The 14,238-nt window shown below is 70.5% G+C and carries 16 protein-coding genes; 10 read left to right on the top strand and 6 right to left on the bottom strand.

Translation table 11 applies throughout. The annotated features are described in order from the left end of the window. Window positions 1–193: 193 nt before the first annotated feature. Window positions 194–1,261 (top strand): zinc-dependent alcohol dehydrogenase family protein, encoded by a 1,068-nt coding sequence (locus E6A21_RS12855; protein ID WP_138444702.1) that lies wholly within the window; start codon window positions 194–196, stop codon window positions 1,259–1,261. Window positions 1,262–1,398: 137 nt separating this feature from the next. Beyond that, window positions 1,399–1,806 (top strand): hypothetical protein, encoded by a 408-nt coding sequence (locus E6A21_RS12850; RefSeq protein ID WP_212745935.1) that lies wholly within the window; start codon window positions 1,399–1,401, stop codon window positions 1,804–1,806. On the opposite strand, the gene crcB (E6A21_RS12845) is transcribed toward E6A21_RS12850, so the two are convergent. The 4 genes from crcB (E6A21_RS12845) to E6A21_RS12830 all read right to left on the bottom strand — a co-directional run bounded on the left by crcB (E6A21_RS12845) (window position 1,757) and on the right by E6A21_RS12830 (window position 3,572). Beyond that, window positions 1,757–2,131 (bottom strand): fluoride efflux transporter CrcB, encoded by a 375-nt coding sequence (gene crcB, locus E6A21_RS12845; protein ID WP_138444560.1) that lies wholly within the window; start codon window positions 2,129–2,131, stop codon window positions 1,757–1,759. The genes E6A21_RS12850 and crcB (E6A21_RS12845) overlap by 50 nt on opposite strands. Further along, window positions 2,128–2,637 carry a fluoride efflux transporter CrcB gene (gene crcB, locus E6A21_RS12840; protein ID WP_138444559.1) on the bottom strand — a complete coding sequence of 170 codons (510 nt, stop codon included), beginning with the start codon at window positions 2,635–2,637 and terminating at the stop codon, window positions 2,128–2,130. The genes crcB (E6A21_RS12845) and crcB (E6A21_RS12840) overlap by 4 nt, the downstream gene beginning before the upstream one ends. Then, window positions 2,637–3,197, bottom strand: coding sequence for a universal stress protein (locus tag E6A21_RS12835; RefSeq protein ID WP_246036483.1), 561 nt, complete (start codon window positions 3,195–3,197; stop codon window positions 2,637–2,639). Before E6A21_RS12835 ends, crcB (E6A21_RS12840) begins: the two co-directional genes overlap by 1 nt. 78 nt (window positions 3,198–3,275) lie before the next feature. Continuing rightward, window positions 3,276–3,572 (bottom strand): hypothetical protein, encoded by a 297-nt coding sequence (locus tag E6A21_RS12830; RefSeq protein WP_138444558.1) that lies wholly within the window; start codon window positions 3,570–3,572, stop codon window positions 3,276–3,278. Between the two features lie 166 nt (window positions 3,573–3,738). On the opposite strand from E6A21_RS12830, the gene E6A21_RS12825 reads away from it, so the two are divergent. Together E6A21_RS12825 and E6A21_RS12820 are read left to right on the top strand one after the other, a co-directional pair. Further along, the gene (locus E6A21_RS12825) at window positions 3,739–4,488 is read left to right on the top strand and encodes an alpha/beta fold hydrolase (RefSeq protein WP_138444557.1); all 750 of its coding nucleotides are present in this window, start codon (window positions 3,739–3,741) and stop codon (window positions 4,486–4,488) included. A 1-nt stretch (window position 4,489) separates the two neighbouring features. Further along, window positions 4,490–5,827, top strand: coding sequence for an MFS transporter (locus E6A21_RS12820; protein WP_138444556.1), 1,338 nt, complete (start codon window positions 4,490–4,492; stop codon window positions 5,825–5,827). A gap of 37 nt (window positions 5,828–5,864) precedes the next feature. Here the strand turns inward: E6A21_RS12820 and E6A21_RS12815 are convergent, their stop codons facing one another. Then, window positions 5,865–6,695 (bottom strand): HAD hydrolase family protein, encoded by an 831-nt coding sequence (locus E6A21_RS12815; RefSeq protein ID WP_138444555.1) that lies wholly within the window; start codon window positions 6,693–6,695, stop codon window positions 5,865–5,867. Beyond that, window positions 6,692–7,738, bottom strand: a complete 1,047-nt coding sequence (locus tag E6A21_RS12810; protein WP_246036481.1) for a LacI family DNA-binding transcriptional regulator — start codon at window positions 7,736–7,738, stop codon at window positions 6,692–6,694. The genes E6A21_RS12815 and E6A21_RS12810 overlap by 4 nt, the downstream gene beginning before the upstream one ends. Before the next feature lie 131 nt (window positions 7,739–7,869). Between E6A21_RS12810 and E6A21_RS12805 the strand changes: the two genes are divergently transcribed. From E6A21_RS12805 to E6A21_RS12780, 6 genes are all read left to right on the top strand, one after another. Further along, window positions 7,870–9,315 (top strand): sugar porter family MFS transporter, encoded by a 1,446-nt coding sequence (locus E6A21_RS12805; protein ID WP_138444554.1) that lies wholly within the window; start codon window positions 7,870–7,872, stop codon window positions 9,313–9,315. Window positions 9,316–9,529: 214 nt separating this feature from the next. Then, entirely contained in the window at window positions 9,530–9,934 is a 405-nt protein-coding gene (locus E6A21_RS12800) for a tautomerase family protein (protein ID WP_138444553.1), read from the top strand. Between the two features lie 155 nt (window positions 9,935–10,089). Beyond that, a complete protein-coding gene (gene iolC / locus E6A21_RS12795) occupies window positions 10,090–11,079 on the top strand; it encodes a 5-dehydro-2-deoxygluconokinase (RefSeq protein ID WP_138444552.1) in 990 nt (329 codons plus the stop codon). Then, window positions 11,076–12,047 (top strand): Cgl0159 family (beta/alpha)8-fold protein, encoded by a 972-nt coding sequence (locus E6A21_RS12790; RefSeq protein WP_138444551.1) that lies wholly within the window; start codon window positions 11,076–11,078, stop codon window positions 12,045–12,047. The genes iolC and E6A21_RS12790 overlap by 4 nt, the downstream gene beginning before the upstream one ends. Before the next feature lie 11 nt (window positions 12,048–12,058). Next, window positions 12,059–13,987, top strand: coding sequence for a 3D-(3,5/4)-trihydroxycyclohexane-1,2-dione acylhydrolase (decyclizing) (iolD, locus tag E6A21_RS12785; RefSeq protein ID WP_138444699.1), 1,929 nt, complete (start codon window positions 12,059–12,061; stop codon window positions 13,985–13,987). A gap of 52 nt (window positions 13,988–14,039) precedes the next feature. After that, window positions 14,040–14,238: aldehyde dehydrogenase family protein (locus E6A21_RS12780; protein ID WP_138443628.1), on the top strand; the 199-nt coding region annotated here is incomplete at its 3' end.

Genomic DNA, 14,238 nt, shown 5'->3' with positions numbered 1-14,238 from the left:
CCCCTCGGTGCCCCCCCCCCCCCCCCCCGGGGGGGGGCGCCCCCCCCCCCCCCCCCGGGGGGGGCGCCCCCCCCCCCCCCCCCCCCCCCCCCCCGCCGTCGTCGTGAGGGCGTCGTCGTCCCCGAGGTTGGACGACGGGAGGCCGGGTAGCGTGAGGCAGAGAGAACAAGCCCTTTTCCCGCAGGAGACACCTATGCGCGCCACAATCATCCACGGAACCCGCGACATCCGCGTCGAGGACCGGCCCGACCCCGAACTGCACAGGCCGGACGACGCCATCGTCCGCGTGACGGCGGCCTGCGTGTGCGGTTCGGACCTCTGGCCGTACCGGGGGATCCGCAGCACGGAGAGGCCGCACGCGATCGGCCACGAGTTCGTCGGCGTCGTCGAGGCAGTGGGGGACGAGGTCACGACGGTCAAGGTCGGCGACCTCGTGGTCGCGCCGTGGGCCGTCTCGTGCGGCAAGTGCCCCCAGTGCCTCAACGGCGTGCAGGTGGCGTGCGACCACCGCGCTGCCTGGGGCGGCACCGACGAGCACGGCTTCCACGTGGACGGCGGCCAGGGCGAACTCGTGCGCGTGCCGATGGCCGATGGCACCCTCGTGCCCGTGCCGGGCGTCAGCGAGCCGGACGAGGCGCTCCTCAAGAGTCTCCTCACGCTCTCCGACGTCATGGGCACGGGGCACCACGCCGCCGTGACCGCGCAGGCCGGGCCGGGCCGGAGCGTCGTCGTCGTGGGCGACGGCGCGGTGGGGCTCTGCGGCGTCCTCGCCGCCAAGCGGCTGGGCGCGGAACGGATCATTGCGATGTCCCGTCACGAGGACCGTGCCGAGATCGCGCGCAAGTTCGGCGCGACGGACGTCGTCGCCGAACGCGGTGAGGCAGCCTCGGAGAAGGTGCGGGAGATCCTCGGCGGCGTGCTGGCGGACTCGGTGCTCGAATGCGTGGGCACCTCGGAATCCATGGACCAGGCCCTTCGCTGCACCCGCCCGGGCGGCAGCCTCGGCTTCGTGGGCGTTCCGGCGGGTGGGGCCGAGCTCCCGATCGGGGTGCTGTTCTCGAAGAACATCACGGTGGGCGGTGGCGCGGCCTCGACCCGCGCGTACCTGCCCGAGCTGCTCGAAGATGTCCTCTCGGGCGCGATCGAGCCCGGCCTCGTCTTCGACTCGGTCCTCCCGCTCGAGGAGGCGGCCGAGGCCTACGCAGCCATGGACGAGCGCCGCGCCATCAAGGTCATGCTTCGCCCGGAGGCAGCGAACTGATGCCCGACGCGGTGTTCGAAGGTTTCCGCGCGGCTGGCCGGCAGAGCACCCGGACCTGTGGGCCGAAGACATCGGGGAACAGGCGAACGGGGTGGCTCCAGGGGGTTGCCGGACACTGAAGCGGGTACTGCTCCCGCATGGAACGTCATCGGCTTGCCCGAGCCCAAGGACTGTTCAACGTGGTGAGCGGGCTCTGGCCGCTCATGCACCGGCGCAGCTTCGAGGCCCTCTTTGGGCCCAAGGCCGACTGGTGGCTCGTGCAGACCGTCGCCGGGCTGCTGGTCTCGAACGGGGTCGCCCTGCTGCGGACGGCGCGCGACGAGCAGAGCCTCGAGCAGGCGCGGCGCCTCGGCATCGCAACAGCGGCGACGCTCCTCGCCGTCGATCTGCGCTACGTGCCCTCGGGACGCATCGCCCCAACCTACATGGCCGACGCGGTCGCCGAGATGGGGTGGATCCTGCTGTGGACCAGGAGCCGCCGGGGTGGCGGCAGCGTCACAGCACAGAGCCCACCCAGAGGCCGAGTGCGGCTCCCGCGAGCGTGAGGGCGAGCGTCCCCAGCGCGTTGACGGCAGCGGTCGCCACACGGCCGGCCTGGACCAGGCGAACCGTCTCAACGCTCGCCGTGCTGAAAGTGGTGTAGCCGCCGAGGAAACCGGTTCCGGCGATCGCCTGCAGCGCGGCAGGGGCTCCGTGCAGGGTTGCTCCCGCGAGGACGCCGAGCAGGAACGAGCCCGAGACATTGATCGCCATGGTTCCGAGGGGGAGGGCGGAGCGGAAGCGGGCGCGGACGACGCCGTCGATCACGAAGCGGGCGATCGCGCCGAGCCCGCCCGCGAGCCCGAGGAGGACCACCGTGAGGGCGTTCACCGCAGCCGCCGAGACGACGAGCGGGCCCCGAGCCAGATGCCGAGGAAGGCAGCGGCGACGCCGCCCAGAAGGGACGCTGCCAGATATCCGAGGCCCGCGTCGAAGCGCCCGGCCGCAAAGAGCCGGTCGGTCTCGACCGCGAAGGTGCTGTACGTCGTGAAGGCCCCGAGGAAGCCAGTTCCCAGGAACAGGCGGAGGGTCCTGCGCGGTCCGTGGTCCGGGCCCCTCCGGGCCAGGACCTCGAGCAGCACCCCGAGAACGAATGCGCCGGCCAGGTTGATCACGAGCGCGGGCAGCGGCCATGAGCCGGGGGCCGGCAGGGCGAGGCCCAGGCCGTAGCGGGCGAGCGCTCCCGCGATGCCCCCGACACCGACGAGCAGGATGTGCCGGGGTTCCAGGTGGAGCGGGCGCGGGGGACGCCCGGCGCCGAGCGTCCCGGCGTCCGGGTCGACGTCGGCCCGACCCGGACGCCGGCTGGCCGGTTGCGCGCGAGGCTCGGACTCCATCAGCGCTCCCCGCCGGCGCGGCGACGGGGGTGGGGGCCATGGCCCAACGGAACGACGACGACGGGCCGGTTCTGCCCGTGGGCGAGGTGTGTCGCTATGGACCCGCCCACGAGTTCCTCGAAGCGGGTTCCGATACCGCGCTCACGCGTTCCAACCACGATGAACGAGGCCTCCACCAGCTCCGCGTAGGCGCCGATCGCCTTCGCGGGTTCGCCAGAGACCCTGGCGAACTGCCACTCGAGCCCGGAGCCCTCGAGCTCGTCCCGCAGCCCGCGGAAGAGTTCGATGCGGACGCTGGCTGCAGCGTCGTCGACCGCGTCGGGATCGATGGGAAGGACGCTGATGCGCCCGTCTGCGTCGCGTTCTTCGACGGTCGAGGGGTCCGCGTGAACGCACACGAGCGGGACGGCGAGCCCGTGCGCGAGGTCAGCGGCCCGGTGGAGGACGGCTAGGCTCTGGCCGGGGTTCACCCCGGCGACGACCGGACCGTGGGGCCGCTGCGGCCGATAGCCGATCCTGCCGGGCTCGCTCGGCCCGACCCCTGGCCCCTCCCGGTCCACGGTTCCTCCTTCCAGGGCATCCGCCAGAACGCGGGAAGCCCGCCGACAGACTACCGCCGGAAGAGGCCTACCGGCGGATCAGCCCCAGGCCTCCTCCGCCTCCATGCGGGCATACTCCCGCCTGCCGAGGAAGTCGACGGTGCGCAGAGCACGGATGAGTCCCACGACGAAGCAGATCCCGCCGATGAGCTCCACTCCCAAGCCCAGGAGCTCGAAGGGGATTGCCTTCTGGAATGTGGCGGGGTTCACCAAGGTGGCAGGATTCGCCGCCATGGCGAGGGCGATCACGAAGAAGATGGCGGGCCCCACGACCCAGCACAGGACCATGCCCGTAACGACGGCCGCGAGGGAGCTGCGCGGAATGTAGTTGTCCAAGTCGGATCCTCTGTTCGGCTTCTCGCGGAGGGGATCAAGGGCCCCGCGTCGGAGATCCTACGCGTGCACAGGAAGTGTTCCGGGCATGTCCCCGCTCGCGTCGTGAGGTTCGGTGTCGTCGGCCCGGCACTGCCCCCTGTCCGCTTGCCGATAGGCTGGGCAGGCCATGACAAGGAAGACTATGAAACCGTTCGGCGAGCTCCATGTGCTCGACAAGCGCCACAGCGTCGAGGTGCGCACGGGAGGAGAGGGCGAAAAGGCCTTCGCGCTCGTCCACGGGATCGGTGCATCGTCCGTCTATTTCGGGCCGCTCGCGCACGAGCTCGCGCGGCACGCCCGCGTGTACCTGCTCGAACTCCCCGGACACGGCCGGAACCTCGAGCCGCGACGCGCCCTCAGCATGGCCGAGTTCGCGGAGACGGCGTGGAGCGCGTTCGACAGGCTGGGGGAGCGGCACCCGGTCGTGGTAGGGCATTCGATGGGCTGCCAGGTGGCCGTCGAGATGGGCATCCAGCGGCCGGGACCCGAGCCGGTGGCCCTCCTCGCGCCGACGGTCAACCCGTCCGAGCACTCGGTTGTGATGCAGGGGCTGCGGCTCGCCCAGGACACGCTGCGCGAATCCAGCGGTGTGAACAGGATCATCACCAACGACTACTTCCGCTGCGGCGCGCGCTGGTGGCTCAAGACCCTCGGGTCCATGATGGAGCACCGGATCGAGGAGCGGGTCGGCCACCTCGACCGCAAGGTGCTCCTCGTGGGCGGCGAGAAGGATCCGATCGCGCCCCCGGCCTGGCTCCACATCCTCGCGTCGCTGTGCCGCGCTCCCGAGGTCAACATTGTCGAGGGCCAGCCGCACGTCATGATGTACCACCGCCCGGCGGAGGTCGCGCGGTTCCTCCTCGAGAGAAGCAGCTGAGGTGAGCCGCGGGGTCAGCCGTGCCACGGCCCTTGCCCTGCTGGCTGTCGGCCTGATGTCGCTCAATGCCCGCGCACCACTCGTGGGCCTCGGACCGGTGCTCGGCAGCATTCAGCACGACACGGGCCTGGCCGCCGCGCTCGCCGGCCTCCTGACGGCGATTCCCGTGCTGTGCTTCGGGCTCGTGACCCCGGCCGCGGCGTGGTTCATCGGGCGGATCGGGATCAACCACGCCAATCTGTACTTCTTCGGTGGCCTCGCAGCCGGTGTCGTGCTGCGGTCCTTCGGGGGAGCGGTCGGCGCGATCGTCGGGACCGTGGTGATCGGTGTCGCGATGACGATCGTCAACGTCGTCACGCCGCTGCTCGTGGGCCGCGACTTCCCCCAACGCGCGGCTCTCATGACGGGGCTGACGACGGCGGCCGTCAACGTCGGCACGACGCTCGCCTCCGCGCTCACCGCGCCCCTCGCCGGAGCCGTCGGGTGGCAGTGGTCGCTCGTCTCATGGCTGGGCCTCACGGCGCTCGCGGCCGTAGCGTGGTTCTCGGTGTTCCCGCCCTCGAAGGACGGGCCGCGCTGGTCCGACGCCGAGTTCCCCGGACCGCTCGCGCGGGCGGTTGCCCGCCGTCGTGCGGAGCTCAGCGCCGCGAACGGCCAGCCGGGGACGTCGACGGGCCCCCTTCCGGTCAGCCCTGCCCGGAGGGTCGGGCGGGGCGAGAGGACCAGCCCGCGCGAGAAGATCAGTCCGGCCAACCGGCGCATGATGCGGTTCTTCACGGTTGCCTTCGCCCTGCACAACCTCGGCTACTACGCGATCACGCTCTGGCTTCCGACGTTCCTCGTCCAGACGCGGGGGATGACGGCGTCCGAGGCGGGCCTCGCCGCGAGCCTGTTCCAGCTCTTCGCGATCGTCGGGCCGCTGCTGATCCCTGCGCTGTCGCGTTGGGTCGGGTGGGGGCCGCAGCGGCTGTTCATTCTGGTCGCGGCCTGCTGGATCGCGCTGCCCGCCGGCATCCTCGTCGCCCCTGAGCTGTGGCCGCTCTGGGCCGTTGTGGGCGGCGTGGCGCAGGGCGGGACGTTCACGGTGGTCTTCACGGTTGTGATCCAGCGGGCCAGGTCCCTCGACGAGAACCGCCGGATGACGGCGTTCATCCAGTCCGTGGGCTACGGCTTCGCGTCCCTCGGCCCGATCCTCATGGGCTACCTGCGCGACGCCGCGGGCGGCTGGACGGCGCCGTTCCTCCTCGTGCTGGTCGCCGTCGTCGTCATGGCGGCCTCCGGGCTCGCGGCGATCAGGACGCACGACGACGCCCGGCGCCCAGCGGAAGTGGCCCGGTAGCGCTCGGGCTGGCTTGTGCGGGTGCGCGACGCCCCGCTCAGATGAGGCCGAGGGCGGCGAACGCGTCAACGAGCCCCTCGCGCTCCGGACCGGGCACGACGTGGGCCGCGGCCTCGAGGACTGCAGGGACCGCGCCGTCGATGGCCACGCCGACACCGGCATAGGCGATCATCTCGACGTCATTGGGGCCGTCGCCGATCGCGATGACGTCCTCGCGGGAGATGCCGAGGTAGTCGACGACCGCTTGGATTCCCACGGCCTTGTGCACGTCCGCCAGGTAGAGCTCGCCAGCCGAGTCGCCCATGCCCGGGATCGAGCTCGGCAGCGCGCCGATGCCGTCGCCGATCGCCGCGGCGAGCGCGACGACGGGGACGGGCGAGTCGAAGTAGGTGATCTTGCCGAAGGACGCGGCCGAGAGGTCGGCAGTCATGTCGAGGACGTTGAGGATGTCGATCGGCCCGTCGTGCTCCGAGGCGTCGCCCGAGCGCAGGTGGTTCCCAAGCAGGGCGGTGAGCCGCACGTCAACCCCGGGCGGCCCGTAGATGGCCTCGGGAGCCTCGAGCAGGTACGCGACCGCGTGCCTGTCGAGCACCTCGACGGCGCGGGCCGCGAGGTCTCGCGGGAACCGGCGGTCCACGAGCTTGTGCCCGTCGATCTCGACGTATCCCCCGGCGGCCGCGACGAAGCCGTCGAATCCGGCGGCGAGCAGGTGGGTCGAGAGCATGGACTTGGGCCGGCCCGTGCACAGCAGTACTCGGTGTCCGGCGGCCCTGGCGGCGCGGACGGCGTCGACGTGCCCCGGTGGGACGATCCCCCGGTCTGCGTAGGTCCCGTCCACGTCCAGGAAGATGGCGCGCGTCGAGCTCATGGTCGTTCCTCCTGGTGTTTCCCGCCGGGGAGCGGGGGCGGCGCCGACGAACTGCGGACGACGAGGCGTGGGTCGCTCTTGAGGTCGACGGCGTGGGCGAGCGGATCGGCGAGGCGGTCGAGGGCTACCCGCCCTGCCGAGCGACCGAGGTCGAGTGCATGGAGGTCGATCGACGTGAGGTCTACGCCGTGCAGCCTGGCGATGCGTGAATTGTCGTAGCCGACGAGGGAGAGGTCGTCCGGGACGGCGAGGCCGAGGCTGTAGGCCGCCTCCCTCGCGCCGACTGCGAGCTCGTCGTTGTGGGCGAAGACCGCCGTCGGCCGATCGCTCCCCGAGAGGAGCCGGCGAACGGCCTTCTCCGCTGCCTCCTGCGTGTAGTCGTCCGCCGTCACGACGCGCGAGGGGAGGCCTGCGGCCGCCATCGTGCGCTCGTAGGCACGACGGCGCCCTTGGTGCCCCTCGTGGGGCGGACCTGTGAGGTGCGCGATGCGGGTGTGTCCGAGTTCGACGAGGTGGCGCACAGCGGTATCGGCTCCGGCCGGATCGTCCGAGTAGACGCTGTCGATGCCCTCGACCCGGCGTGCGACGTTGACGACGGGGACGGTCTGGGCGAGGTCACGGATCTCGGAGTCCGAGTCCAGGAGGGTCGCGGCGATCACGATGCCGACGCGGGCTTCGATGAGGGAGTCGATGGCGCGCCGGCCGAGGGAGTTGGCGGTGGGGGAGACGCTGAGGATGAGCCGGTTGGGAGCGTCCCCCAGGGCCTCGCGCACGCCGTGGAAGATGTCGGCGTAGACCTCGTTGCGCAGGTCGAGGAGATAGAGTCCGATGGCGGAGGGCCGCTTGCGTGCGAGATCTGCCGCTGCCGCGTTCTGCCGATACCCGAGGCGTCGGGCTGCCTCGAGGATGGCCTGCCGCGTTTCGCTGCTCACGCCCGGGGCGCCCCTGAAGGCGAAGGAGACGAGGGTCCGTGAGACGCCGACCTCCCGCGCGATGTCCTCCTGCGTCACTGGGCGGCGGGGGCCGGGCGGAGGGAGGGTCACGCTCCTCATCCTCGCACGGACGACCCGTTTGAACATTTTGTCCATTTGACCTTACATTTCGATCTTTCGCGCGTTAGTCTGGATGAGACGCGGGCCACATGCCCGGTTGCAGATCGACAAAGGAGTCCCTAATGGCTACAGCCCACGCCGGAGCATCGAGCTCCGCCGCGCTCCCGCCGCTGACTGGCGGTCCTCATCGCAAGCGTCTCGGCCTCGTCGCCCTCGTTGCCACGTTCGGCGGCCTGCTCTTCGGCTATGACACGGGTGTCATCAACGGAGCGCTGAGCCCGATGTCCACCGAGCTCGGACTGACGCCGATCACGGAAGGCGTCGTCACCTCTTCGCTCGTCTTCGCCGCCGCGATCGGCGCGATCTTCGGTGGGCGCCTCTCGGATGCCTGGGGGCGCCGCAAGACGATCATCCTGCTCGCCGTCCTGTTCTTCGCCGGGACGCTCGCGGTCGTGATCACCCCGAACTTCGGAGTCCTCGTCGTGGGCCGCATCCTCCTCGGCCTCGCCGTCGGCGGCGCCTCGACCGTCGTGCCGGTCTTCCTCGCAGAGCTCGCTCCCTTCGAGATCCGGGGCTCGCTCGCGGGACGCAATGAGCTCGCTATCGTGATCGGCCAGCTCGCCGCCTTCGTCGTCAACGCCGTGATCGGCAATGTCTTCGGCAGTGTCGCCGGCGTGTGGCGGATCATGTTCGCGATCTGCGCGCTCCCCGCGATCGCCCTGTTCTTCGGCATGCTGCGGATGCCCGAATCGCCTCGCTGGCTCGTCGAGAAGGGCCGCCGTCAGGAGGCGCTCGAGGTCCTCCGTACTGTCCGCTCCAGCGACCGGGCCCTCGCCGAGCTCGCCGACGTCGAGCATGTGGCCCAAGAAGAGCGGGAGAGCCACCAGATCGGGTGGCGCGCCATCTTCTCCAACAAGAACCTCTTCCGGATCCTGCTGATCGCGATCGGACTGGGCGTGGCCCAGCAGCTGACCGGCATCAACTCGATCATGTACTACGGACAGACCGTCCTCACGGAGTCCGGCTTCAGCAAGGACGGCGCGCTCATCGCCAACATCGCCCCCGGCGTGATCGCGGTGATCGGCGGCCTGATCGCCCTGAGGATGATGGACCGCCTCGACCGTCGCAAGACCTTCATCACAGGCCTCTCGCTGACGACGGCCTGCCATGTGCTCATCGGACTCGCCTCGATGGCTCTGCCGGCGGGCAACCCGGCGCGCCCCTTCGTGATCCTGTTCCTCGTGGTCGCGTTCGTCGGCTCGATGCAGACGTTCCTCAACATCGCCGTCTGGGTCTACCTGTCCGAGATCTTCCCGCTGCACATGCGCGGCTTCGGCATCGGCGTCGCCGTCTTCGCCCTGTGGGTCGTCAACGGGTTCCTCTCGCTCTACTTCCCGTCCATGGTGGCGGCGATGGGCATCACCGGCACGTTCTTCCTCTTCGCCGCCGTCGGGGCCCTGGCCCTGATCTTCGTCATCACCCAGGTGCCGGAGAGCCGCGGCCGCACCCTCGAAGCCCTCGAGGAGGACGTCACGACGGGCGCCATCTACCTCGCCCACAGGAAGTAGCGAGGGCAAGGAGCGGGCGCGTCGGGCGTTCCGCTCCTTGGTCTCCCATCCGCGGATCTCCCATCCGGCGATCTCCCATCCGGCGCCGCCCTGCTCCGGATGGGCCACGGGGGCCACGCCCAACCCACCAAAGTTTGTTAGAACAAAGTTGCGTAAGCCGCACATTGTCCTTATTGTTCTAATGTAAAGACAAAGTTCCCAGCCAGGAGTTCCCATGCCTCTCGTCCGCATTGACGTCAACGCCGGCCAGTCCCCCGAGCAGCTCGCGCGCCTCAGCCGGGCGATCCACGATGCGATCCTCGCGGAGTACGGGATCCCCGAGCGGGACTACTTCCACGTGCTGACCGAGCATGCCCGCGGGCAGATCGTCGCGCAGGACGCGGGTCTCGGCTTCGAGCGGACGGCAGGCGTGGTCATGATCCAGATCTTCACCCAGGGCGGCCGGAGCCAGGAGGCGAAGGAGGGGCTCTTCGCGGCGATCGCGCGGAACCTGGGCGACGCCGGGATCCCCGGCGAGGATGTCTTCATCGGCTACGTCGAGAACGGGGCGGGCGACTGGTCCTTCGGCTTCGGCAAGGCGCAGTACATCACGGGCGAGCTCGCGATCCCGGCCCGCTGAGCAAAGAATCCGGCTTGGCCGGCCTCGCGGCCGACCATGTCAGTACAAACTTTTGACAGCACATTGGATGTGTAGGACAGTTGGACTGTGGCCGTCACCACAGGCAGCGCAGCCAGCCCGGTTCCCGGGCTCGAAGCAGGAAGGGCACAACGATCGTGACCTACGACGTTCTCACGATGGGGCGCATCAGCGTCGACATCTACCCCAACGACATCGGCGTCGGCCTCGCGGACGTGACCAGCTTCGGGAAGTACCTGGGCGGCTCGCCGTCCAACGTCGCCGTCGCTGCAGCGAGGCACGGGCGGCGCACCGCCGTCGTCACCCGCACCGGTGACGATCCCTTCGGCGAGTACCTCCACCGGGAGCTGGCCAAGTTCGGCGTGGACGATCGCTTCGTCACCCCCGTCGCCAGCCTGCAGACCCCGGCGACGTTCTGCGCGATCATGCCGGAGCAGCACGAGTTCCCGCTGTACTTCTACGGCCGCTTCCCGACCGCGCCCGACCTGCAGATCAGGGCCGAGGAACTCGACACCGAGTCGATCCGCGAGGCGCGGATCTTCTGGTCGACGGTCACCGGGCTCTGCCAGGAGCCGAGCCGGTCGGCACACGTCGCCGCGCACGAGGCGCGCCCCCGCTCGGGCCTTTCCGAAGGCCAGTTCACGGTCCTCGACCTCGACTTCCGACCCATGTTCTGGGACTCCGAGGACGCCGCCCGCGAGCAGGTCGCGAAGGTCCTGCCCCACGTCACCGTCGCGATCGGCAACGAGGAGGAGTGCGCTGTCGCCGTCGGGCACGGCACGCCCGACGAGCAGGCGGACCGCCTCCTCGCGGCGGGGGTCGAGATCGCGGTCGTCAAGCTCGGCCCCGAGGGCGTCATGGCGAAGACCCGCACCGAGCGCGTCGTCTCGGCCCCGGTTCCCGTGCAGACGCTCAACGGCCTCGGCGCCGGCGACTCCTTCGGCGGCGCCTTCTGCCATGCCCTCCTCGCCAGCTGGCCGCTCGCCCAAGTCCTCGACTACGCGAACGCCGCCGGCGCGATCGTCGCCTCCCGGCTCTCCTGCGCGGACGCGATGCCGACGCCGGACGAGGTCACCTCGCTGCTCGCGGAACGCGGCCGGCTCGTCCCCGAGGCGGTGGCCCGGTGACCACCACGACGCCCACTGCGAGCCTTCCCCACGGCGGGTTCGACGACGATCCCCGCCGCTACGAGCACCTGACCAAGATCCGGCTCGAGGACCCCGACGCCATCGCGCGGGCAGCCCGCGAGCGCAAGCCGCACCCCGGCGTCGTGCTCGGGAAGCAGAACTTCATCGTCGCCGCCGACCACGCCGCCCGCGGCGCCCTGGCCGCGCAGGGCCGTCCCGACGCAATGGCGGACCGGCGAGAGCTGCTCGACCGGCTCCAGATCGCGCTCGCCAACCCCGCCGTCGACGGCGTCCTCGCGAGCCCGGACATCATGGACGACCTGCTCCTCCTCGGCGCCCTCGAGGGCAAGCTCCTCTTCGGATCGATGAACCGCGGTGGGCTCGCCGGCTTCGTCAACGAGTTCGACGACCGCTTCACGGGCCACACGGCCGAGGCGCTCGCGGCGCTCGGCGCGACGGGCGGGAAGATGCTCACCCGCATCTGCCTGGGCGATCCCGCGACGGCGAGCGTCCTCGAGAACACCGCGAAGGTCATCGACTCCCTCGCCGAGCGCCGCCTCGTGGCGATGGTCGAGCCGTTCCTGTCCACCTGGGTGGACGGCAAGGTCAAGAACGACCTCTCCCCGGAGGCGGTCATCCGCTCGGTCGCCATCGCGGAGGGCCTCGGCTCGACGAGCGCCTACACGTGGATGAAGCTCCCAGTCGTAGCGGAAATGGAACGTGTCATGGCCGCGACGACCATGCCGACGGTGCTCCTCGGCGGGGACCCGGCCGGCCACCAGGACGAGGTGTTCGCGTCATGGGGTGCCGCGCTCGCACTTCCCGGCGTCCAGGGCCTGACGGTCGGGCGCACCCTGCTGTACCCGGCCGACGGCGACGTCTCGGGCGCGGTCGCTGCGGCGGCGTCGCTGCTGCACACAGAAGAAGCCGTCCCGTCGGGACACAAGGGCAAGGAGGGCTCGAAGTGAGCACCCGCACTATGACCGTCGCCCAGGCGCTCGTCGAGTTCCTGGGGCGGCAGTACGTGGCAGACCGAGTCGGCAGCGAGGAGTACCGCGCGCGGCTCATCCCGGGCATGTTCGGCATCTTCGGCCACGGCAACGTCGCCGGCGTGGGCCAGGCGCTCAAGCAGTGGCAGGTCGCGGACCCGACTCTCATGCCCTACTACCAGGGGCGCAACGAGCAGGCCCAGGCCCACCAGGCCGTCGGGTACGCCCGGCATACACGCCGCCGTCAGACGTTCGCAGTCTCGACCTCGATCGGCCCGGGCTCGTCCAACCTGCTCACCGGCGCGGCCCTCGCCACCGCCAACCGCCTCCCGGCCCTTCTGCTGCCGAGTGACACGTTCGCGACGCGCGCCGCGGACCCCGTCCTGCAGCAGCTCGAGCAGCCGCACGGCTACGACATCACGGTCAACGACGCGTTCCGGCCCCTCTCGAAGTACTTCGACCGGGTCAACCGGCCCGAGCAGCTCTTCTCCGCGCTCCTCCACGGCCTCCGCGTCCTCACCGATCCCGCCGAGACGGGAGCGGTTACCATCGCCCTTCCGCAGGACGTCCAGGCCGAGGTGTTCGACGTGCCGGAGGAGTTCCTCGCCGAGCGCGAGTGGCGCATCCGCCGCCCCGAGCCCGAGGCGGAGGACATCGCCCGCGCCGCCGAGCTCATCCGCTCCGCCGAGCGCCCGCTCATCGTGGCCGGCGGCGGCGTCCTCTACGCGTTCGCGCAGGACCAGCTCCGCGAGTTCGCCGAGGCCACGGGCATCCCGGTCGGCTGGACTCAGGCGGGCGTCGGCGTCCTGCCGTGGGACCACGCCCAGGCGCTCGGCGCGATCGGCTCGACGGGCACGACGGCGGCGAATGCCCTGGCCCGCGAGGCGGACCTCGTCATCGGCATCGGCACGCGCTACGAGGACTTCACCACGGCCTCGCGCACCGCTTTCCAGAACCCGGGCGTGCGCTTCGTGAACATCAACGTGGCCCCCATCGACGCGTACAAGCACGGCAGCTCCCTGCCGATCGTCGCCGACGCGCGCAAGGCCCTCGTCCAGCTGACGACGGCGCTCGGCGGCTACCGCGCGGGAGCCGACCTCGAGCAGGCGGTCGCCTCGGAGAAGGCGCGTTGGGACGCCACGGTGGACGCCGCGTTCGATGAGCGCTACTCCCCGCTGCCCAGCCAGAACGCGATCATCGGTGCGGCGAACCGCGCCATGGACCCGCGCGACGTCGTCATCTGCGCCGCGGGTTCGCTCCCGGGCGACCTGCACAAGATGTGGCGGGTCCGGGACCCCTTCGGCTACCACGTCGAATACGCGTTCTCGTGCATGGGCTACGAGATCCCGGGCGGCCTGGGGGTGAAGCGCGCGGCGCTCGACGCGGCGAATCGGGGCGAGGACCCGCGCGACGTCGTCGTCATGGTCGGGGACGGCTCGTACCTCATGATGCACACCGAGCTCGTGACCGCCGTCGCGGAGGGCATCAAGCTCATCGTCGTGCTCATCCAGAACCACGGCTACGCCTCGATCGGCGCGCTCTCGGAGCAGCTGGGCTCACAGCGCTTCGGCACGAAGTACCGCACGCTGGACCGGGCGCACCACACGTTCGACGACGGCGAGAAGCTTCCGATCGACCTCGCCACCAACGCGGAGAGCCTCGGCGTCACTGTCCACCGGATCGAGCCGGGCCCGAACGCGATCGATGACCTCGAAGCCGCGATCGCGAAGGCCAAAGCCGCACCCGAGGGCTCGGGCCCGATCGTGATCCACATCGAGTCGGACCCGCTCATCGACGCCCCGAGCTCCGAGTCCTGGTGGGACGTCCCCGTCTCCGGGGCCTCCGAGCTCGAATCGACGAAGAAGGCGTTCGCCACCTACATCGAGCACAAGGCCCAGCAGAAACCCCTCCTCGGCTGAACGACCAGCCACCCAGCAAACTCTCCGAAGTCTTCACGCAACAGGAGCAATGATGACGATCAAGACCATTCCGCATTTCCTCAACGGGGAAGAGACCCATGGGGTCGGCGAGCGGACGCAGCCCGTGTTCAACCCGGCGACCGGGGCGCAGTCGGGGGAGCTGCGCCTGGCGGACGCGGCCGATCTCGAGACCGCTGTCGGGCATGCGAAGAAGGCCTCGGAGTCGTGGGGGGACGCGTCCCTGTCCAGGC

The organism is Sinomonas susongensis (genome assembly GCF_005877005.1).
GTDB classification, from domain to species: domain Bacteria; phylum Actinomycetota; class Actinomycetes; order Actinomycetales; family Micrococcaceae; genus Sinomonas; species Sinomonas susongensis.
This window is presented reverse-complemented; position numbering and strand designations above follow the sequence as displayed.